19 protein-coding genes are annotated in these 21488 nt (G+C 68.1%); 13 read left to right on the top strand and 6 right to left on the bottom strand.

From position 1 onward, the window contains the following. Positions 1 to 69: 69 nt before the first annotated feature. The 4 genes from DVH23_RS04415 to DVH23_RS04400 are packed head-to-tail and all read left to right on the top strand — an operon-like array spanning position 70 to position 4647. A complete protein-coding gene (locus DVH23_RS04415) occupies positions 70 to 1176 on the top strand; it encodes an iron ABC transporter permease (protein ID WP_114576215.1) in 1107 nt (368 codons plus the stop codon). Further along, positions 1176 to 2093: an ABC transporter ATP-binding protein gene (locus tag DVH23_RS04410; protein WP_114576214.1), complete on the top strand. Its 918-nt coding sequence runs from the start codon at positions 1176 to 1178 to the stop codon at positions 2091 to 2093. Before DVH23_RS04415 ends, DVH23_RS04410 begins: the two co-directional genes overlap by 1 nt. A gap of 60 nt (positions 2094 to 2153) precedes the next feature. Further along, positions 2154 to 3500, top strand: a complete 1347-nt coding sequence (locus DVH23_RS04405; RefSeq protein ID WP_114576213.1) for an ABC transporter substrate-binding protein — start codon at positions 2154 to 2156, stop codon at positions 3498 to 3500. 46 nt (positions 3501 to 3546) lie between these two features. Further along, on the top strand, positions 3547 to 4647 hold the full coding sequence (locus DVH23_RS04400; RefSeq protein ID WP_114576212.1) for a geranylgeranyl reductase family protein: 1101 nt from the start codon (positions 3547 to 3549) through the stop codon (positions 4645 to 4647). 20 nt (positions 4648 to 4667) lie between these two features. Here DVH23_RS04400 and DVH23_RS04395 read toward each other — a convergent pair whose 3' ends face one another. The 3 genes from DVH23_RS04395 to DVH23_RS04385 form a co-directional block, all read right to left on the bottom strand. Then, on the bottom strand, positions 4668 to 6101 hold the full coding sequence (locus DVH23_RS04395; protein WP_114576211.1) for an FAD-binding oxidoreductase: 1434 nt from the start codon (positions 6099 to 6101) through the stop codon (positions 4668 to 4670). A gap of 106 nt (positions 6102 to 6207) precedes the next feature. Then, positions 6208 to 7296: an aminomethyltransferase family protein gene (locus DVH23_RS04390; protein ID WP_114576210.1), complete on the bottom strand. Its 1089-nt coding sequence runs from the start codon at positions 7294 to 7296 to the stop codon at positions 6208 to 6210. A 64-nt stretch (positions 7297 to 7360) separates the two neighbouring features. Then, on the bottom strand, positions 7361 to 7654 hold the full coding sequence (locus DVH23_RS04385) for a DUF6432 family protein (RefSeq protein ID WP_114576209.1): 294 nt from the start codon (positions 7652 to 7654) through the stop codon (positions 7361 to 7363). 170 nt (positions 7655 to 7824) lie between these two features. Here DVH23_RS04385 and DVH23_RS04380 point away from each other — a divergent pair, with 170 nt between their 5' ends. After that, positions 7825 to 8814 (top strand): hypothetical protein, encoded by a 990-nt coding sequence (locus DVH23_RS04380; RefSeq protein WP_114576208.1) that lies wholly within the window; start codon positions 7825 to 7827, stop codon positions 8812 to 8814. A gap of 85 nt (positions 8815 to 8899) precedes the next feature. Next, a complete protein-coding gene (locus tag DVH23_RS04375; protein WP_114576207.1) occupies positions 8900 to 9283 on the top strand; it encodes a DUF5611 family protein in 384 nt (127 codons plus the stop codon). Between the two features lie 6 nt (positions 9284 to 9289). Here the strand turns inward: DVH23_RS04375 and DVH23_RS04370 are convergent, their stop codons facing one another. Beyond that, positions 9290 to 9757, bottom strand: a complete 468-nt coding sequence (locus DVH23_RS04370) for a helix-turn-helix domain-containing protein (protein WP_232833697.1) — start codon at positions 9755 to 9757, stop codon at positions 9290 to 9292. 420 nt (positions 9758 to 10177) lie between these two features. On the opposite strand from DVH23_RS04370, the gene DVH23_RS04365 reads away from it, so the two are divergent. The 6 genes from DVH23_RS04365 to DVH23_RS04340 all read left to right on the top strand — a co-directional run bounded on the left by DVH23_RS04365 (position 10178) and on the right by DVH23_RS04340 (position 17116). After that, entirely contained in the window at positions 10178 to 11227 is a 1050-nt protein-coding gene (locus tag DVH23_RS04365) for a glycosyltransferase family 2 protein (RefSeq protein ID WP_114576205.1), read from the top strand. Next, entirely contained in the window at positions 11224 to 12297 is a 1074-nt protein-coding gene (locus DVH23_RS04360; protein ID WP_114576204.1) for a DUF354 domain-containing protein, read from the top strand. Before DVH23_RS04365 ends, DVH23_RS04360 begins: the two co-directional genes overlap by 4 nt. Further along, the gene (locus tag DVH23_RS04355) at positions 12294 to 13244 is read left to right on the top strand and encodes a glycosyltransferase (protein WP_114576203.1); all 951 of its coding nucleotides are present in this window, start codon (positions 12294 to 12296) and stop codon (positions 13242 to 13244) included. Before DVH23_RS04360 ends, DVH23_RS04355 begins: the two co-directional genes overlap by 4 nt. Before the next feature lie 9 nt (positions 13245 to 13253). Next, positions 13254 to 15299 carry a DUF4396 domain-containing protein gene (locus DVH23_RS04350; RefSeq protein WP_232833696.1) on the top strand — a complete coding sequence of 682 codons (2046 nt, stop codon included), beginning with the start codon at positions 13254 to 13256 and terminating at the stop codon, positions 15297 to 15299. Between the two features lie 82 nt (positions 15300 to 15381). After that, positions 15382 to 16365: a DUF1616 domain-containing protein gene (locus DVH23_RS04345; protein ID WP_114576202.1), complete on the top strand. Its 984-nt coding sequence runs from the start codon at positions 15382 to 15384 to the stop codon at positions 16363 to 16365. A 187-nt stretch (positions 16366 to 16552) separates the two neighbouring features. Further along, positions 16553 to 17116 carry a hypothetical protein gene (locus DVH23_RS04340; protein ID WP_232833695.1) on the top strand — a complete coding sequence of 188 codons (564 nt, stop codon included), beginning with the start codon at positions 16553 to 16555 and terminating at the stop codon, positions 17114 to 17116. On the opposite strand, the gene DVH23_RS23475 is transcribed toward DVH23_RS04340, so the two are convergent. Both DVH23_RS23475 and DVH23_RS04335 read right to left on the bottom strand, forming a co-directional pair. Continuing rightward, positions 17113 to 17445: a hypothetical protein gene (locus DVH23_RS23475; RefSeq protein ID WP_157972322.1), complete on the bottom strand. Its 333-nt coding sequence runs from the start codon at positions 17443 to 17445 to the stop codon at positions 17113 to 17115. The genes DVH23_RS04340 and DVH23_RS23475 overlap by 4 nt on opposite strands. A gap of 76 nt (positions 17446 to 17521) precedes the next feature. Next, complete coding sequence (locus DVH23_RS04335) at positions 17522 to 19240, bottom strand: hypothetical protein (RefSeq protein ID WP_198667833.1); 1719 nt, start codon at positions 19238 to 19240, stop codon at positions 17522 to 17524. 330 nt (positions 19241 to 19570) lie between these two features. Here DVH23_RS04335 and DVH23_RS04330 point away from each other — a divergent pair, with 330 nt between their 5' ends. Next, positions 19571 to 21424, top strand: coding sequence for a polysaccharide deacetylase family protein (locus tag DVH23_RS04330; RefSeq protein ID WP_232833694.1), 1854 nt, complete (start codon positions 19571 to 19573; stop codon positions 21422 to 21424). Positions 21425 to 21488: the final 64 nt, after the last annotated feature.

Here is a 21488-nt window from a genome sequence, read left to right as displayed (position 1 = left end):
AACGGCCGTCCGGGCGGGCCGAGAAGAGACCGTAACGCCTATACGTTTTTTAGGCATTCCTAAACGCGAATGGCGGAATCGCAGACGGCCGGCGGCCATCCCACCCGCCAGCGCGATGGGTGGGTGACGCCGACGCTCGTGGCGTTCTGTGCGGCCAGCGCGGCGATCACCGTCGTCGCCGGGCTCGTCCAGGTGAGCTTCGGGTCGTACTCGATGACGCTCCTCGAGGCCTGGGAGGCAGTGGTCGATCCGGCAGTCCTCTTCGACGGCGACGCCTGGCGGGCGTTCCTCCTGGGCGAGGAGCTCCCCGAGATGGGCTCGAACAGCCTGGTCGTCTGGGAGATCCGGCTCCCGCGCGTGTTCGTCGCGATCATCACCGGTGCGACGCTCGCGATCTCGGGGGCGATCTTCCAGGGCGTCACGAGAAACGAGCTCGCGAGCCCGTTCGTCCTCGGCGTGAGTTCCGGAGCCGGCTTCGCCGTGCTCGCGACGCTGGTGGTCTTCAGCGGGCTCACGACCTTCCTCCCCTTTATTGCCACCGCCGGCGGAACCGTCGCCTTCCTGATCGTCTACGTCATCGCCTGGAAGGGAGGGACCAGCCCCGTCCGGCTCGTCCTCGCGGGCGTCATCGTCAACATGGTGTTCCAGTCGCTCCAGCAGGGGCTGTTCTTCTTCGCCGACGACCTGGGCGTCGTCCAGACGGCGATCTCGTGGCTCACCGGCTCGCTGACCGGCACCGGCTGGAGCGAGGTCCGGATGGCCGCGATCCCGGCGGTCGTGGCGATCGTCGCCGCGCTCGCGGGCGCGCGCCAGCTCAACGTCCTCCTGCTGGGCGAGCGGACGGCCCGGTCGCTCGGGATGCGCGTCGAGACCATCCGCTTTGGCCTCTCGGCGGTCGCCATCCTCGCGGCCAGCGTCGCGATCTCGGTCGCGGGCGTCGTCAGCTTCTTCGGGCTCGTCGTCCCCCACATCGTCCGCAACGTCGTCGGCAGCGACTACCGGCCGCTGATGATCGGCTGTCTGTTCGCGGGCCCGGCGCTGATGGTCGTCGCCGACGTCGGTGCGCGCCTCGCGCTCGGGGGCACCCAGCTCCCCGTCGGCGTCGTCACCGGGCTCGTCGGCGGCCCCTACTTCCTCTATCTGATGCGCAGACAGCGCTCGATGGGTGAGCTCTGATGGCCGGGAACGAACGCGTGACACCACCACGATCGACCGACACGAACCGATCGGACGACTCGGAGTCGACCGAGGGCTCGATTCCCGACGAGGGACAGACGCCCGACGCCACCGAGGACGCCGCGAGCGCCCTCGCCGGCGACACCCTCGAGTTGACCTACCCGACCGCCGACGGGACGGTCGTCGAGTGTGGCCGGGTGGACGTCCCCGAAGGCGAGATCACCGCCCTCGTCGGGCCCAACGGCAGCGGGAAGAGTACGCTCCTGAAGGCCTTAGCGAGCCACCTGGAGCCCGCGGCGGGGGTCGTCCGCCTGCGGGGTGAGGATCTGCGGTCGTTCGGACCCAAGGAGATCGCCCGCGAGCTCGGACTGCTCTCGCAGGAAAACGAGTCGGTGGGGGACGTGACCGTCGAGGACCTCGTCGCCCACGGCCGTTATCCCCACCGGGGGTTCTTCGACGGGCTCACCGAGACGGATCGCGAGGCCATCGACCGGGCGATCGAGCTCGCGGGGATCGACGACCTCCGGACCACGGAGCTGGGACAGCTCTCGGGCGGCCAGAAACAGCTCGCCTGGATCGCGATGGTGTTGGCCCAGGACACCGACATCCTCCTGCTCGACGAACCCACCACGTTTCTCGACCTCCACCACCAGTTCCGGGTCCTCGAGACGATCCGCGAACTGAACGAGCGCCGGGACGTGACGGTCGCGATCGTGCTCCACGACGTCTCCCAGGCCGCACGGTTCGCGGATAACCTCATCGCCCTCTACGAGGGCGAACCGTACGACTGGGGGCCCCCTGAGGAGATCGTCACCGAGCAGTTGCTTGCGGATGTCTTCGGCGTCGAGGCCACGGTCCAGTACGAGCCCGAACTCCAGATCAACCCCAAGCGCGCGCTCGGAAACCGCACCCGGTGATCGCTCGGCGAGCGCGCGGACTTTCGGAACGCTTTTATTATTTTAGGTTGGCCTAAAATCATGGGACGCGAACCGAGCCGACGAGACCTGTTGAGAACCGGCGTCGCGGCCGCCGGGATCGGAACGATCGCCGGCTGTCTGGGCGACGACGGCGGGAACGGCAACGGAAACGGAAATGGGAACGGAGACGGCGGAGCTGAGGAGAACGACACTGAATCCGGGGACGGAGACGACGAGACCGGAACGGAAACCGAGGTCGAATCCGAGGCCAACGAGAGTGGAGGCGCCGACAGGGAGAACGGGACCGACGACGGAAACGAAAGCGGCGGGAACGAAACCGGCGGCGACGGAAACGAGAGCGAGGGGGACAACGAGACCGACGGCAACGAGAGCGACGACGCCGACGGCGAGAGCTACTCGGTGACGATGGAGCCCGTCGGCACCGTCGAGTTCGACGCCGTGCCCGAAACGTGGGCGGCCAACAACGGGAGCTGGGCCGACATGGGGATCGCGCTGGGACAGGAGCCCCCCGAAGCGGTCTATCTCGCCAACCGGTATCACACCCAGCTCTACGACGAGATCCCCGGCGTGGAGGTCGACAAGAGCGGGATGACCTCGCTGTGGGAGGGCGAACTCGATCCCGAGGAGTTCCTGGCGCTGGGCGAGGACGTCGACGTCTTCGTGATGGACCCGAACTTCCCCGTCGGGCGAAGCGACAACTGGGAGGACGGCGACATCGAGCAGATCGAGTCCGCGGGGACGCCCTTCTTCGGCAACAGCATCTTCTCACGGGGCTACGAGTGGCACGACTACGAGTACCTCACGCTGTACGAGGCGTTCGGAAAGCTCGCCGAGCTGTTTCAGGAGGAAGAACGCTACGAGGCGTTCGTGGAACTTCACGAGGAGTTCCAGACGAACCTGGAGGACGTCGTCCCCGGAGAGGAGGAGCGCCCGTCGGTCGCGATCATGTGGCCCCAGCCCGCGGAGGCGCCCGAGGAGTTCTCGCCGTACCTCATCGACGAGGGGACGAGCTTCAAGCAGTGGCGCGACCTGGGCGTCGAGGACGCCTTCGCGACGACCGACGTCGAGGACTTCCACGCCGGTCGGTCGGCGATCGACTACGAACTCCTGCTCGAGATCGATCCCGACGTCCTCCTGATCCGGGGCAACGAGGCCAAAACGGCCGAGGAGTTCGAGGAGACCGTCCTCGCCTACATGGAGGGCCACAACGTCGCGAGCGATCTCACAGCCGTCGAGAACGGCGACGTCTACCGCGGCGGGCCGCTCTACCAGGGCCCGATCACGAACCTCGTGCTCACCGAGCGGGCCGCGAGCCAGGTCTACGGCGTCGACGGGGAGCTGTTCGACCGCGGGCGGGTCGCCGATATCGTCAACGGCGACCTCTGAGCGCGAACGGAGAAGTTCTTTACCGCCCGCGTTCGACGGGAGGGATATGTACGACTTCGTCGTCGTCGGCGTCGGCCCCGCCGGGGCGCGTTTTTCGCGTCGGGCCGCCGAGGCGGGCCACGACGTCCTCGCGCTGGAACAGGGAGAGATCGGCGAGCCCCTGGCGTGTTCGGGCCACGTCAGCTCCGACGTCTGGAACTATACGGGCGAGGGCGCACGCGAGGACCTCCTCCAGAACCAGGTCCGGGGCGCACGCTTTCACGTCGGCGGCCCCCACGACGGGAGCGGCCGCGATTCGTATCCGTTCTACAAGGACGAGGTCGTCTCGAACGTCATCGACCGGGTGGGACTGGACCGCCACCTCGCAGAGCTCGCCCGCGAGGCCGGTGCGGACGTCCGGGAGGGCCACACCGTCACCGAGCTCTACGAACACCACGACCGCGTCGAGGTCGTCGCCAAGAGCGGGGGGGAGATCCACGAGTTCGAGGCGAAGATGGTCGCGGGCTGTGACGGCCCCCGCTCGCGGGTCCGTGACGCCCTCTCGCTGCCGGAACCGGGCGAACTCCTCCACGGCGTGCTCGCCTTCTCCGAGGAGGACGACCCCGGCGACTTCGTGGACGTCCACCTCACCGCGCCCCGTTTCTTCGCGTGGCGCATCCCCAGGGGGGAGGCGGGCGTCGAGTACGGCCTCGCGGCACCTCCGGGGGTGCACGTCGGAAAGCAGTTCGAGGAACTGATCGACGGCTACGACGTCTCGGTCTCCCACCGCTGCTCGGGTGCGATCCCGATCGGCCCTCCGGATCGAGTCACCGGCCGCCGCGGGTTCCTGATCGGCGACGCCGCTTCCCAGACCAAGCCGTTCACCGGCGGTGGAATCCTGTATGGCATGACCAGCGCCGACCACGCGGCCCGCGAGATCGACCCCGACCGGCCGACGACGCTCGCGGCGTACGAACACGCCTGGCGCGAGGATTTAGAGCGAGAGATCGAACTCGGCCACTGGCTGCGCCGGGCGTACTCGCTTCCCGAACCGATCCAACACGCCGGGCTCGCGGCCGCTGCCGGCGAGATCGGTGTCCACATGGATCGGCCAACCTCCCTGCTCTCGACCGACCACCTGAAGGCGATGCTTTCAGGACGTCGCTGACCGGGAGGGTTGGCGCCCGATCAGCCGCTTACCGGCTGGGGCTCGATGAACCCGTTGCCCGGGAACAGGTTCTCCGGGTCGTAGCGCGTCTTCACCTCGACCAGGCGCTCATAGTTGTCGCCGTAGACGGCCCGAGCGGGCGCCTCGTTCGTTCCGGGGAAGTTCCCGTACCGGCCCGACGCCGCCGGGAGGTCCCGAACGTCGGCGATCAGCTCGCGGGCCCAGCGGCGGTTTTCGTCGTCGTCGGCGGGGTCGTCCCAGTTTGCCTCGACGGCGAGCAGGTGGGGCTCCTCGCGGTGCCAGAACGCGGTCGCCTCGCGGGGAACGTCCGCGACCGCGCCGCCGAGATGCCAGAGGTCGACCGTCGAGAGCGCCGACGGAGCGGCGTCGTTGGCCGCGAGCATCCGTTCGAGGAGTCCATCGGGAAGCTCCGCGAGGTAGATCGACGACCAGTAGTAGCGCCGGCCGTCGGGGTAGTCCTCGTCCAACATCGACTGCAGGTCGAGATACGTCGTCCGCCCACTGAGATCGGCGATCGGAGGTGCGGCCTCGAGCAACGGGGCAAACACCTCGGCGCCGTCCCCGGGGTCACCCCGATAGGAGCCAAGCATCGCGAACGCGGGCTCTCCCCACCGGTCTTCGGGAAACTCCTCAACGTCGGGGACGTGGGCGGCGAACGCGAGGACGCCCGCCTCGTGGGGCGGGTCGGCGATCCACTCGCGGTAGCGGGCCATCACCGCGTCGGCGTCCTCGACACGGAACCACGGGAAGAAGGCGTAGACCTCGGGGCCGACGGGGTGGAGGTCGTACTCGAAGGAGGTGACGACACCGAGACTTCCGCCGCCCCCGCGGAGTCCCCAGAAGAGGTCCGCGTTCCGGTCGTCGCTCGCCGTCCGGACCTCGCCGTCGGCGGTCACGACGTCGACGCTCCGGAGGGCGTCGAGCGCGAGTCCGTACTGGCGGCTGAGGTGGCCGTAGCCGCCGCCCAGCGTCAGCCCGGCGATCCCGGTCTGTGAGACCGCCCCCAGCGGTGCCGCGAGCCCGAAGATCTGGGTCTCGCGGTCGACGTCGCCGAGCGTCGCGCCGCCCGCCGCGCGGACGGTCCGTGCCTCGCTATCGACACGCACGCCGGTCATTTCCGAGAGGTCGACGACGACGCTCGCGTCCCCCATCGCGGTGCCCGCGACGTTGTGGCCGCCGCCCCGGACGGAGACCGGCAGCCCCTGCTCGCGCGCGAACGCGACCGCCTCGACGACGTCGCTCGTGCCGGTACACCGGGCGATCAGCGCCGGGTAACGGTCGATCGAGCCGTTCCAGACGCCCCGGGCCTCGTCGTAGTCGGAGTCGGAGGGAGCGATCACGCTCCCGGCGAACGCCTCCTCGAACGACCGGAGCGCGGGACCGGAAAGCGACGCGAACGATTCCTCGCCCAGTGACCGATCCGTGGTACCCATACACATAGTACCGCCGTCCGTCGAGATAAGTCCCTACTCGAGGAAACCGAACCGTCACGAGCCGCGACCTATCGGCGCCGGCTCCCGACAGCGAACCACCGCCCCGTTAGTAGCTGGGGATCCGTCCCGATCGATCCGAGCCCTCGACGAACGGCAGGTCCCGGACCTCGGCGCCGACGTCCTCGCCGCCGACCCGGACCGTGAGCGCCATGTCATCCAGTCCGAACTCGACGACCGCGAGCGCGATCGGAGTCTCCAGAAGCGGGCTCCGTTCGGCGCGGGTGACCTCGCCGACGGAGGCGTCGCCGGCGAACACCGCGGCGCCCGACCCGGGAACCGCCTCGCCGGAGACGGCGAGGCCGATGAGCCGCCGCGAGGGCTGGCCCCGGTTCTCGACGCGGGAGACGACCTCCTGGCCGACGTAACAGCCCTTCTCGAAGTCCAGCGCCGAGCGCAGGCCGAGCACGTTCGGGATCCGCCCGGCGAGTTCGTTCGCGAACAGGGGCGTGCCGGCCTCCAGCGTGAGCGTATCCCAGCTCCGGTAGCCGAACGGTGCGGCGTTCAAGCCGATGTTGGCGAGCGTGTCGTAGACCGACTCGGCCTCGCTCGCGTCGCAGACGACGTCGTAGCTCTCCTCGCCCGCGAGCGCGTCGGTCCGGACGACGCTCACGCCGCGGTCGTCCATCCGCCCGCGGACGAACGAGAGGCGCCTGTCGGGCGAGGCCGCGCCGTTGAGCACGCTCGCGATCTTCTCGGTGGCCTGTGGCCCGTGAATCCCGAAGACGGCGAACTCCTCTGTCGCGACGCGGATCTCGACGTCCTGGATGAACACCTTCTCCGACCACTCCTCGGCCAACGGTTCGGCCCGGTCGGGCGCCGTAAACAGCAGGAGGCGCTCGCCCGCGTTGTAGACGTAGAGTTCCTCCTCGATTCCGCCCTGGGGGTCGAGCACGAGCGCGTAACAGCCCTCGCCGTCCTCTCCCGGCACGCGGTTGGTGACGACGTTGTCGACGTACTCGACGCGGTCGTCGCCCTCCACGACGACGACGCCGTAGGCCGGCTCCCAGATCCCGACCGCGTTGCGGACCGCGCGGTGGGCGCGCTCGGGCCGGCCGTAGTGTTCGACGACCCGCCGGCCGGCACGCTCGCCGAATGTCGCCCCGCGATCGGCGTGGACGGATTCGATGACGCTCATGGCCCTACGGAGCGGGCGGGGCCGTATCAGGGTTTCCGATCCTGCTGGAGACCCACGGTCGGGATCAGAAGGGAAGCCGCCGACGAAGCCAGTCTCCGACCGACTCCTCGTCGTCTTCGGGTGCCTCGGGAATCACCCGGTCGGCGGGCTTGATGACCGTCCGGCCCTCCGTTTGCTCGACCGTGATGAGGTCGTCCTCCTTCAGCGCCGACAGCGCCGCCTCGAGGGCGTCGATCTCCGCGGGGACGGCGGCCCGGAGTTCGAACACCGACATCCCGTTCTCGGAGCGATCGACCAGGGCGTCGAGGGCGTCGACCTGGGTCTCGGGTCTGTCCCGGTACTCCCGCTTCGCTCTCATCTACCGGCGTGTTCGCCGGCCCGGGGTTTTATACTGTCGGCTGTGGATCGCGGCGCCCCCTCGTCGTTCGGATCGGCGGCACTGGGCTCGGGTGAGGCCGTCTCCGCGCGAGAGCACGTATCGAGACGGGACGGTACGTTTTTTACGCTGTGAACGGCTACGGTGTAGCAATGGTCCTGCGATGTTCGCTGCTCGGACACGACTACGGGGAACCCGAAGTCGATCGTGAGCGAGAGGAACGGGGCAGCGAAGTCGTTCTCACCGTACAGACGTACGAGGAGTGCGCGCGCTGTGGCGACCGACACATCATCAGCGAGAACACGGAGATCACGAGCCTGACGCCCGACGAGCGCAGGAGAGAGGTCGATCGGGTCGGCGAGACGACCACCCGATCCGAGGATCCCGACGGGGACGAGTCAGAGGCCCGACGAGGCCCCGACCCCGCTTCGGCGGGCGCGAACGGGGCCGACCCCCAGGAGGACGACGGCGACTGGCCCCGAACGGGAGGGAGGGCCGCCGGAAGCCGGACCGACGATCCGGTCCGAGGGCCCGGTGGCGACGACGCGACCGGACCCGACCGAGCGTCGGCCTCCCAGACGCGAGACGACGCCGCCGGCGCGGACACCGACGGCGGCACGCGATCGGACGGCCCGGGGGACGCCCCCGAGCCCACCCCCGGCGGGAGCGAGCCGGCAGAGACCACCACCGGCCGGAACGTCCCCACCGACGAGGCCGGCGAGCCGATCGAGGACGGCGAGGTCCTAGAGGACGACGGCCGAAAGCCCGGCGAGTGGCCCGACCCCGACGACGTCGGCCCGCCCGCCGACGAGGACGGTCGCGAACGCTGGGCCGACCTCGATATCGACCGCGTCGGCGGCGAGGAACTCACCTACGAGGAGCCCGAGAGAGTCGAGGGGACGTCGAACGAACCCACCGAGGACGCGGGATCCGGGTCGGCGGTCACCGACCCCGGGACCGGGATCGCGAGCGCGACGTCGGCGCCCGCGCCCGGCGAGAACCCGACCGTCGAGCCCGCTGACACCGAGTTCTACTGTCCGACCTGCGCGTTCGTCGCGCCCGGCGACCACGGCTCGCTCCGGCCAGGGGACATCTGTCCCGACTGCGGGCGGGGCTACATCGGCGAGCGCAACCGGGAGTGAGGCGAGCGAGCCGTCGGCGAACCGGCCGGCGGCGGGTCCGCTCCCTATGAAAAAACGTAAACGCACCCCCGTCGATGCTCGTTCCATGAAGGAGTACAAGATGCGCCGCGGCGAACACCTAGAAGAGCGGATCCCCGACATGGAGGCGACCGTCGAGGAGTACTTCGGGACGATCTCGGCGACCCAGGAGTACAAGGGAAGCGACCTCCACGTGGTCGAATCGCCCGAGAACCCCGTCTTCGAGCGGATCGTCGTCGGTGCCGTCGAATACTCCGGCAAGAAGGACAAACTCGGCGTCGAGTTCCACGAACGCGACCCGACCGAACTCGGCCCCGACGAGCTCGAGGCCGCCGGCGACGCCGTCGACGCGAAAAACGACTTCCTGCTCGAGGCGACGGGACGGGACGCGAAGTCCCGGCGGGACTCGATGAAGCGGACCGTCGAGGACGACGACGACACGGATTTCTGAGCGGCTTCAGCCGTCGTCTCCCTCGGATTCTCCGGTCGACTCCTCCCCCGCGAGTTCGATCGCGTTCTCCCGGCCGACCGGCACCTTCCTGATCGTGCCCCGCTCTTCCATCCGCGAGAGCAGTCGGCTCACCTTCGACTTCGACCAGTCGGTGCGGTCGACGACCGCCTGCTGTCGGAGGCTGCCGCCCTGGGCGGAGAGCAGTTCGACGACGCGGTCCTCGTCGGGGATCGGTTCGGGTGCGTCCGCCGGGTCCTCGGGGCGAGCAGAGGGCGTCGGCCCCGCGAACTCGTCGCCGGCGGGCTCTCCCGTCCGCCCGTCCCCGGAGAACGCCTCGGCGATCCGGAGCGCGAGCAACGCACCGATCAGTGCGAACGAAACCCCCGCGAGGGCGATCTCCCAGGCGGTCACGGCCGTCCCGACCTCCTCCCGATGGATCTCCCGGGAGGGACGGAGCCGGGAGACTCCCCCCACGCGACGCTCGACCCGACTGTCGTTCGGCCGCCGGTGTCTCCTGTCACCACGATCGGTGTCGGATCGACGGGGAGCCGCCTTCATTATACACCGATAAACCACGAGCTTATCGGCTTGCTAAGCGATCCGGCGACGGGCCGAGGCGGCCGACCGGCCCCGGCAGGCTCCGTCCGGACGCGATCGGAGCCCGAAACGATTTACCCGACTTATAATAATGCGCCCGGGGGAAAGAGGGCATAACGACTATGGCCGACCCTGCGGGGACGGCGGACGGAGACCCCGCGAGGGCGGCACCGGGGACCACACGCATGATTTCGACGACCAGCGAGAGCCGACCGGACGCGAGCGGGGAACGGGCGGTTTCGAAACGAGGAACGGAACCGACCGCCAGCCGGACGACCGGAGGGGGACGATAGCTCGATGTATCGGGGCCACACGATCGGCGTCGTCGTTCCGGCGTACAACGAGGCCGATCACGTCGAGGGCGTGCTCGCGACGCTTCCGGGATTCGTCGACCGGGTCTACGTCGTCGACGACCGCTCGACCGACGACACCTGGGACGCGATCACGTCGTTCGTCGAGTCCCGGGACCGGCAGGAGGTCACCGACCGCGACGGACTCGACGAGGACCCCGTCTCAGAGGACCCGCCCGCGGTTCCCGACGGCGGCCGGGCGGCCTGGTCGCGGTTCGTCCCGATCCGCCACGCCGAAAACCAGGGGGCGGGCGGCGCCCTCCGGACGGGCTACCGCCACGCCCACGCCGACGGGGTCGACGTCACCGTCGCGATGGACGCCGACGGCCAGATGGACCCCGACCGGATGCGGGCCCTTCTGGACCCGATCGTCGGCGGCGTCGCCGACTACACGAAGGGAAACCGGCTCGGAACGGGAGAAGACAGCCGGGAGATGCCCCCCTTCCGGCTGCTGGGCAACCGACTGCTGACGGCGCTGACGAAGCTCTCTGCTGGCTACTGGCACCTCCAGGACCCACAGAACGGCTACACCGCGATCTCACACCGCGCGCTCGCGGCGATCGACCTGGATCGGATCCCCGACGACCACGACTACACGAACGACCTGCTGGCCCAACTCAACGTCGCGGGCATGTGCGTCGCCGACGTCGCGATGCCGGCGAAGTACGGCGACGAGGAGAGCACGATCGACTACCGAACGTTCGTCCCGGCGACCCTCGGAACGCTCGCCTACGGCTTCATCCACCGAATGGCCCGGACCTACCTCGAGAACGGCCGCTACACGGTCCCCGCGTTGTACGCCGCGGCGACCGCCGGCGCCGCCGGATCGGCGCTCGCGGCCATCGGCGTTCTCGGGGCCGCCATCGCCGGCTCCGTCGCGATCTGGCCCGCACTCCTCGTTCCGGTCGCAACCGTGGTACTGACGGTGCTCGCGTTCGTGGGAGGAACAATGATCGACGCAGCCCACAACCGCCCGCTCGGGGTGACCCGTACGTGAAGGTGGTCGTGACGATCCAGCATCCGGGCCACGTCCACTTCTTCAAACACGCGATCGCAGAACTCGAGGGTCGGGGCCACGAGGTGTTCGTCTTCGCACGGGAAAACGAGGTCACCGCCGACCTCTTGGAGCGCTACGACATCGACTACGAGATGCTCGCGGGCACGTACGACTCGCTTCCCACCCTCGTCGCCGTCCAGGCGACCTACGAGGCGCGCCTGCTCGCGCGCGTCCTCCGGATCAGGCCGGACGTGATCACGGCGATCGGCGGTCCCGCGGCGACCCACGCCGCGAAGGTCGTCGGCGCCAGAAGCGTCGTCTTCTACGACACCGAACACGCGACGATCATCAAGAAGCTGGCCTATCCCTTTGCCGACGCGATCTACACTCCAGAGTGCTACCGCGACGAGATCGGCCCGAAGCAGGTCCGCTACCCCGGCTACCACGAACTCGCCTACCTCCACCCCGACCGCTACGAGCCCGATCCCGGCGTGCTCGCCGAAAACGGGATCGACCCCGACCGGAAGCTCGCGATCGTTCGCTTCAGCGGCTGGGACTCCTCGCACGACATGGGCCAGGGCGGGTTCGACGACCCGAGCGAGGTCGTCGCCCGGCTCGAGGACGCGGGCGCGCGCGTCCTCATCACCAGCGAGGTCGACCTCCCCCCCGACCTCGAACCCTACCGGCTGACGACCGATCCCGCCGGGATGCACGACCTGCTCTACTACGCCGACGTCTTCGTCGGCGAGGGCGCGACGACCGCGGCCGAGGCCGCGCTCCTGGGGACCCCCGCGGTCTACGTCAACACGCTCACGATGGGCTACATCGACGACATCGAGGAGCGGGGCCTGCTCTTTGGCTACGACGGCCCCGACCGCCACGAGCAGGGCCTGAAGCGTGCGATCGAGATCTTGGAGGACGACGATCCCGAACGGTGGGCCCGGAGCCGCGACCGGGCCATCGAGGGGATGATCGACGTCACCGACGTGATCGTGGCGGCACTCGAGGGCGCCGGGATGGAGCGGGGTCGGCGGGCCGAACCCGCCGACGCGGTCGACGCACGGACATGAAGGTCCTCCAGCTCATCACCTCGACCCGGTCGTTCTTCGAGGGACAGGTCGAGGCCCTCGAGGCGCGGGGCGTCGAGTGTACCGTCGTCGACGCGCCGGGGGCCTACAGCGCGGACTCGCCGCGGACGGTCACCGACTACCTCAAGTACCAGCCCAAGGTGCTCCGGGAGCTCCGACGGGAGGAGTACGACCTCGTCCACGCCAACTACGGGCTGGTCGGGCCGTTCGCGCTCGCCCAGCCGGTCCGGCCGGTCGTGCTCACGCTGTGGGGGACCGACCTGATGAGCGAGATGGCCTGGCTGCGGGCAGCAAGCGAGTGGAGCGCCCGCCTTGCGGACGCGGTCGTCGTCCCGAGCCCGGCGATGTCCCGGGCGCTCGACGTCGAACACGTCGAGATCCCGTTCGGGATCGACACCGACCGCTTCCGGCCGGCCCCCCGCCAGGAGGCCCGCGAGCGGATCGGCTGGGATCCGGAAGGGGCGGTCGCGCTCTTTCCCTACGACTCCGCGCGACCCGAGAAGGACTACGCGCGGGCCGAACGGATCGTCCGGCGGGCCGGAGTCGACGTGGAACTCCGAGAGGTCACCGGCGTCCCCCACGAGGAGATGCCCGACTACATGAACGCGAGCGACGTCCTGCTCGTGACCTCGGTCCGGGAGGCCGGGCCGATGGTCGTCAAGGAGGCCGCCGCGTGTGGCCTCCCGATCGTCTCGACGGACGTCGGCTTCGTCCGGGAGACCGTCGGCGGGCTCGATACCTGCACCGTCGCCCGATCCGACAGCGGTTTAGTCGCCGGGCTCGAAGCCGCCGTCGAAAGCGACGCCCGCCCGGACGGCCGGGCGGGTATCGACGGGCTGAGCACCGACGCGATGGGCGAGAAGCTGCTCGAGCTCTACGAACGGCTCTGCGACGAGCCGGAGCCTCGAGCCGACCGACGTGCGGGCTGAGACACGATCATGGCATACAACTCACCGAGCAACCGGGCGTGGTACACGCGCCTCGACGTGGTCGCGGCCGTCGGCGGGCTCGCCGTCGCGCTGCTCTTGTTCCCGCTGCGCTTTTTCGCCTCACAGGTGTACATCCAGACCGTCCCGATCGTTCTCGGGCTCGCCTGCGGGCTCTACTTGCTCGCGATCCGGGCCGGCGAGCAGACGGCAACCGACCAGGAGACGGCGTTTCCGACGCTTCCCTCGCCGGTCGCGCTTGCGCTCCCGAGCGTGGCGATCGTCGGCATGGGGCTGCTGGTCCTCATCGTCGCGATCCAGGACACCCGATCGGTCCTCTTTTTCGCCATGGCGAGCGCCGTCGCCTCGACGATCTTCGCCCAGATCGCGTTCGCGAGCGAGCGGGACTTCAATCGCCGGCTGCTCCTGTCCCAGATCATCGCCTTCGCGACGGTCTTCTCGGCGACCGCGTTCTACGTGACGCCGGGACTGATCGGGATCGACGCCTGGACTCACGTCCCGATGCTCTCCGAGACGATCCACGAGGCGGGCGAACTCGGCGCTATCTCGGGGAACAAACACTACACCTCCCCGTTCTATCATCTGACCGTCGTCGCCTCGGCGCTCGTCTACGACGTCTCGCTCGTCTACGCGCTGTACCTCTCGATCGGACTCGTCATCCCGCTGTCGGCCCTGCTCGTCTACGCGACGGCGGCGTTTTTCGTCCCCGAACGGTGGGCGATACTCGCGGCCGCACTGTACGCGTGTGGCACCTACACGCTCCACTGGTCGATGCACGTCATCCCGACGAGCCTGGGCCTGGTCTTCTTTCTCGGAGTGGTCTACGCGCTCGTCCGCGTGATGAGAACCGACTACTCGCTTCGGGACTTCGGCTTCCTGGTCTTGCTCACCATCGCCGTCATCCTCACTCACCAGGTCTCGACGTTCATCATGCTCGTCATGCTCGGCTCGGCGTTTCTCGCCCAGCTCGTCTTTACGGTCGGGCCGTTGACCCCCGAAGCGGGATCGCGGGCCTTCCAGAGCCAAAAGCCGGTCAACCTCGTCGGTCTCGTCGTCTTCGACGCCGGGCTGACGATCTTCATGTGGTCGCTGACTCCCTTCCGGGAGGGATCCTTCCTGGCAACGGTACTGACCTGGTTTCAGGAGACGATCGCACAGAGCGCGGGCTTTCTGAACATCGCCAGCTCGACCGGCGACACGACTGAGGTTGCCGAAGCCGGGACGACGTTCCTCGAGGAACTCCTGCCCTATGTGGAAGTGTTCGGGTTCCTGATCCTGCTCGGGATCACGTTCGTGGGCTGTCTGTACGTCGTCGACAGATCGCGGGCCGAGCAGTCGGTGTTGAGCCTGCTTTTCGCCACTGCGATCATGCTCGTCTTCATCCTCGGGTTGCCGATGTTCGGCATCGATAACTTCATTCCGACCCGATGGTTCGCCTTCCTCTACGTCCCGATGGCCCTCCTCGGCGTCGTCGGCCTCCGATACCTCGCCGGACGCCTCGGCGCGAACGTCGTCGTCGCCTGCTTGCTCTGTGTCGTCCTGTTGTACCCGGGAGCGATGCTCTTTGCCCCCCAGAGCAGCGCCGACAACCCGATCTTTCCCGGCCAGAACGAACGCCTCGCCTACGAGCAGGACGAACTCGCGGCGGTCTCGTCGATCGGCGAACTCTCTGGCCATCCCGAGGCCGACGGGATCCGGCCTGATCAGATACTCTACACCGACCACCCCTACCAGACAGTCTTCTACAGGACCGGGGCCTACCACTCCGATACGGCAGTCGTTCCCTACGACGGCGCCGCCGAACACCCGGTCACCGTCCACCGATCGACCGACGAGGGTGCGACCTTCTACCGCAACGAGGACGGACGGGGCGAACCTCGCGACGTCGAACACGACCGGCTCTGTCGACCAACCCAGGCGGTCGTCTACACCAACGGCGACGTCTCGATGTGCGTCGCCTCGCCGGTGACGGAGATCCCCGACGACCAGCCCGAACCCGGCGGCGACGACGGCGGGACCGGAGGCGGCGGTCCGTGAGGGGACGGTCGTCGGGGCGGAAGCGAACTCTCGGGCCGGATACCGCCGGGACTAATACCGTCGCCGCCGGAGGGCCGTTCGAATGAGCGACGGCGACTGGTGGTACATCGATCTCGCGCTCGTGATCTGTGTCGCCGGCGTGGCGACCTTCGGGTTGCTCGCCGGAGCCCCGGGCGCCCTCCGGATCGCCCTCGGGGCGCCCCTGGTACTCTTCCTGCCCGGTTACGCGCTCGTCTCGATTTTCTTTCCGGACGCCGCGCCCAAGGACCGGGCAGCCGACGATCTGGGGGGCGGCCTGCGGAACCCGCTGTCGGGCGGCGGCGGGATCGACGCCACCGAACGGATCGGGCTCTCGCTCGTCGGAAGCGTCATCGTCGTCCCCTCGGTCGCGCTGGCGGCGACCGCGACGCCGTGGGGGATCACGGCCCGGCCGGTCATCGTCGGCCTCGGCCTTGCGACCATCGGCCTCGCAGTCCTCGGGATCGTCGCCCGGTTTTACTGCCCCGCGAACGAACGGTTCGTCCCGTCGGTCCCTGCCGGCATCCTCTTTTCGGGCGACGGCCGGAGCGCCTACGACCCCGACGTGACCGTTTTCAACGTCGCGATCGTCTGTAGCCTCCTCTTCTTGCTCGCCGCTGGCGGCTACGCGCTCGCGTCCCCGCCCACCGGCGAGGGGTTCACCGAGTTCTCCGCCGAGACCGAGAACGTGACCGGCGAGACTGAGACGATGTACCAGGACACCTACACTCAGGGCGAGCCCCAGGAGCTCACGGTCGAGATCACCAACCACGAGGGCCAGGAGACGACGTACACGGTCCTCACGCTCCTCCAGCGCGTCGAGTACGTCAACGACACGACCGTCGAGGTCGTAGAGGAAGAGGAACTCGCCCGCGGGGAGACCACGATCGAGGACGGCGTCGTCGCCCCCCGCACGATCGAGTTCACGCCGACGCTGGCGGGCGACGACCTCCGGCTGGTCGTCCTGCTGTTCGAGGGCGAGGTTCCCCAAGACCCCTCAGCCGAGGAGACCGAGTACGCGATCCGCCTCCCGATCGTCGTCGAGTAGACAGCACCGACAGTCACCCCTGAAAAACTGTTTGAACCGTCTGAACGATCGGTCCGAAACCGGGACCGACCTACAGAACGGGTGATACAGCGCTCGATGACCGGTTTAGGGGCGTGAACCGGTAATCGGCCAGGGTGTGGCGAATTAGGAATTTATTACTGGGTCGAGCAACAGAGTGGGGGTAACAATGAGTGTCCAGGCCCAGAAGACGAAGGCGACCGACGGCGACGACGAGGCCGACGCGGCGTCGACGGAGCTGACCGAGGACCAGATATTCCACGTCCTCCAGAACGAGCGCCGACGGAACGTCCTCCGATACCTCCAGGACACCGACGAACCCGTCCGGATGCGCGACGTCGCCGAACAGGTCGCCGCCTGGGAACACGACACGACCGTCGAGGCGCTCACCTCCGACCAGCGCCAGCGCGTCTACATCCCCCTCTACCAGTCTCATCTCCCGAAACTCGACACCGAAGGAATCATCGACTACCAGCAGAGCCGCGGGATCGTCGAGCGCCGGTCCTCGGCCGCCCAGCTCGAACCCTACCTCGACGTCGGCGACGACGAGAGCGACGATCGGTGGGACGACTACTACATCGGCGCAACCGCCCTCGCCGGACTCCTCCTCTTCGGTGCCGTCCTCGAACTTCCGGTCGTCTCCGCGATCTCCGGGACCGTGATCGCCGGGCTCGTCGTACTCCTCTATACGTCCCTGACGATCGGCAGGTTCGCCGAGGGCCGCGCCGCCTAAGCCTCCTTGGGAAGCTTGACGAGCCCTGAGTCGGAATCGAACTCGATGGCCCCCTCGGCGTCCAACGCCGGCAGATCGACGAAGTAGAGTCGCTCGTGGACCGCACTCCAGCCGGCCAGATCCGCCTCTGCTTCGACGACGCGGTCGACGACCTCGTCGATCGTCACCGGTGCGCTTCCCTCGTCCCCGACGGCCAGGACCGCATCGTAGCCGTCGGCCCCGATCCTGTTTCTGGAGGCCGCCGACTCGAAGGCGACGCCCGTGCTCGCGGAGCTAGCGGCCCCGTCGCCCCGCCGTCTGCCCTCGGTTCCGTCGGTAACGGCCCGCATCGCTCCCCGAAGTCGGTTCGATACCGGGTTCCCCATCAGGGGAACCTACGACGTCCGTACCGTAGTTATCGGCCGACTAAATCGCGGATCGATCGTCCGACGGTCGGCGGACGCCACCGGCGCCGGGCTCGAGCAGCCCCTCCAGGGCCCGCTCGGTCGGCTCCGAACTCTGACCGAGCCAGCCGAGGACGTCGTGGATCCGGAGCTTGTGTCTCCCGGGCAGGTCGTAGAGGTGCTCGTGGTCGGGGAGGAGCCGTCGGTCGAGATCGTAGACCTCGAACAGCGTCTCCCGGTCGGGCCAGGGGGGCTCGAACGACCGGAGGAAGGGCGTCTTCCGGCGGAGAAAGCCTTCGATATCGTTGAGCGCGCGATGAGAGCGCGGGCGGTCGGGAGGCTCGTGGCGCAACATCCCCGGGTCGATCCGCTCGCAGGCCGCCAGGAACGTCTCGGTCGTCCGGTACTCGGGCGGCGTCGAGAGATGCCAGTCGAGCAGTTCTCTGTCGACGGCCAGAAACGACGAGAAGTAGTTGTCCGCGAGCTGGACGTGAAAGGGTAACGAGGGCTGGTTCAAGATGCCACAGCAGTTGAGCTGGTTCTGCGGGGAGTCGACCCGGGAGGCCGACGCCTCGAGTTCGGTTCTGACGGCGTCCCGGACGAACTCGTCGGGGTCGTCGACCCCACAGTCGACGTGTGCCGAGAGCTGTCGGCTCGCCTCGCGGTCGTAGCCGAACTTCGAGAGGAGGACTGCGACCGGCTTTGGATCCGGGTCCGTCCGGTAAAGGGGGATCCGTTTTCCGAACATCTCGAGCTCGTCCTCGCCGGTGAAGTGCCCACGGAAGAAGGTATCGGAGAGCAACCCGTGGTAGATCGTGTCGACGTTGATCTCGTCGGTGTACCCCGCGTGGTGGATGTGCAATGACTCCTTTATCCCCTGGGAGTAGCGCACCTTCCGGTCGTCGGCGAGCAGGTACCGGTGGTCCGGCGGGAACGCCGTATGCCGGGCGCCGTACTGGTGGGCGAGACGCTTGGCACCGCGGACCTCCTGGGAGGCCGGGTCGCCGACGGTGTAACAGTGTTCGATCCCCGGGACCCCCGAGAGCAGCGTCCGCGAGTCGTACCCCGCCGAGAGCAACAGTCCCTTCCGTCCCGGTAGCTGCGCCCGCCGCCGGATCGCCCGCTCGAGGCGGTCGGCGAGTTCGGCGACGTAGTCGAACTCCCGGGGCTCGTAGACGAACCGCTCGAGGGGGTCGAGCCCGTCCGGTCGGAGGACGGTGTCGGCGCGAAGCCGTCGGAGCTGTTCGATGCTCGTCTTCTCCCCGAGAGTTACCCCCGCGTGGAGATACTCCAAAACCGCGGGAAGCCGGAGCGTGGGGTCGTCGATCGTCCGGGCGACGGTCGCCGCGTCGGTGCCGAACAGCCGGACGTCGCCGTTGTCGGTATAGAAACATTCACACGAGCGGACCGGGTCGGTCGCGACCAGCGCCTCGCCGTCGTGCTCAACGAAGACGAGATAGGAGCCGTTGAGCGCGTCGAACGCCGCCCGGCCCTCGGCCGCGTACTGCTCGAGGAACCACCGGGCGCCGTTTTCGCCCTCCTCGGGGTAGTTCTCGCCCCAGATCAGACAGCTGCCGTCCTCGTCCTCGTGGCTCGCGCTCCAGCCGAACGTTCCCAGGCCCGGGTCGCGGATGCCGACGGTTGCGACCTCCCCGCGGACGACCTCGTCGAACTCCGAGGGGCAACGGTGGTCGGTAAACGCCTCCTCGTCGTCGAACACACCGAACAGCTCCCTGTTCATGCTATCGCTTCCCCGTCGGTCGCGAGAGCGCCGAGCCGGCCGAAAGCGTCGAGAACCGTCTCCTCCATCGGCCGACCGGTCGGTCGGACGACCCATTACTATCGGGTCAATAATCGGCGACGGCGAGGGGTGACCCCCTCGAGTCGACCCCCCGATGTGGCGGAGGGAGAGTCGACGGCCACGAGCGGGTGTCGTTATCGGCGCCCGCCACGAGCCGTTTTAGGCCCGTTATAAGCAACCACGGGAGCAACGGCTACCGTAACTATAATAAAGAGCTGAGACCCAAATCCTCAGACCGAAATGGTTCCCGAACCGACGACACGACGTCGAATGCTCGCGCTCTCCGGGGTCGCAGCCGTCTCCGGACTCGCCGGCTGTGCCGCCTTTGGCGGCGACGACGGCGACGGCAGCAACGAGACCGACGACGAAGGCAACGACACGAACGAGACCAACGACGAAACCGACGAGACCGACGCCGGAAACGAAACCGACGAAGGCAACGTCACGGACGGAGACAACGCCACGGACGAGGACAACGAGTCCGACGCCGGCGAAGGCAACGAATCCGACGCCGAGGACGGCTACTCGCTTTCCGTGACCGTCGAGACCGGTGACGGCGATCCGATCGAGGGAGCGACGGTCTGGCTCGAGGGCGACCAGCTCGCGACCGGAGACGCTCCCGAGGAGGCGAGCGACGCCGGAAACGAGACGAGTGCCAACGAGACCGGAAATGAAACGGGCGCCAACGAGACCGGAAACGAAACGGGCGCCAACGAGACGAACGCAAGCAACGAAACGAGTTCGGGCAACGGGACGAACGCCAACGAGACCGGGAACGGAACGGACACTTCCAGCGAGTACGAAAACGAAACCGGCGGCAACGGTACGGTCGAGTTCACCGGACTGGCCGACGGCGAGTACACCGTCCTCGCCAGCGCCGAGGGCTACGCCGAGAGCGAGGAGACCGTCGAGATCGACGGCGGCAACACCGAGACCACGATTACCCTCGAGGAGGGCGGGAGCGACCTCGCCGTCGAGACCGAGTACAACAGCCGCGAGGAGTACGCCCAGCCCGGCGACTCCTTCGACGACTTCGAAGACCTCTCTTCGTGGTCGATCACGGAGGGCAACGCCGAGGAGGACACCGACATCTCCTTTACCGGCTCCCAGAGCGTCCGGCTGTACACGGAAGAGGAGGGCGCGAACATGGTCATCGAGCGCGACCTCGAAAGCGACAACCCCGACCTGACCGACCTCGACTTCTCGATGGCCGTCCGGACGCCGACGCCCGAAAACATCGCCGTCGAGCTCCGATTCGTCGACGTCTACGGCAGCAGCCGGATCTACCAGCTTCCCTCGATCGCCTACCGCGGCGGGGACGCCGGCTGGTTCCGGACGGCCCCGGGCGTCTTCGAGGAGGACGAGTATCCCCCGGAGATGGACTTCCTCGACCGCCTCGAGGTGCGGATTCACCACACGGGCGAGGGTGCCGAGGTCTGGGTCGACGACATCCGGACCCACCAGAAACCCGACTCGGGATACGTCGTCCTCGGCTGGGACGACGGCCTGCGGACCTTCTACGAGGAGGCTTCGCCGCTACACGACGAGTACGGCGTCAACGCCGTCCAGTCGGTCGTCCGCCAGTGGATCATCGGCGGCCGCGAGGACGTGATGACCCGCGGGGAGCTCTTAGAGCGCCAGGAGGCGGGCGACCAGATCGTCGGCCACGGAACCCACGCCCGCTTCGCCGAGATGGAACCCGACCAACTCAGAGACTCCGTCGAGACCGACAAGCAGTTCAAGGTCAACAGCGGCTTCGAGGGCGCGAACTTCCTCACCTTCCCCCACAACAGCTTCAACAGTACGGTCCTCGACATCGTCTCGGACTACTACTATGCGGGCGGCTACAACCAGGCCGGGAACGTCAACCTCACCGCCGTCTACGGCTTCGACCCCCTCGTCCTCCCCCGGACGATCGGCCACGACCTCGAACTCTGCCAGGACTGTGTCGACACTGCCGCCCAGTACAACCAGTGTACGGTCCTCAACTTCCACGACTTCGGGCTCGACAACACCATCGACCGTGACGAGTACGACCAGCTCCTCGAATACATCGACGGCACCGACAACGTCGAAGTAATCACTCTCGACGAACTCTGGGAGATGCGGACCGAGAACCAGTAGACTACCCCGCCCTACTCGCTCTCCCGCCTTGCGGCGGTCGGTCACTCCTTGAGGGCGGGGCGTT

Origin of the sequence: Saliphagus sp. LR7, assembly GCF_003344565.1 — an archaeon.
GTDB classification, from domain to species: domain Archaea; phylum Halobacteriota; class Halobacteria; order Halobacteriales; family Natrialbaceae; genus Saliphagus; species Saliphagus infecundisoli.
This window is presented reverse-complemented; position numbering and strand designations above follow the sequence as displayed.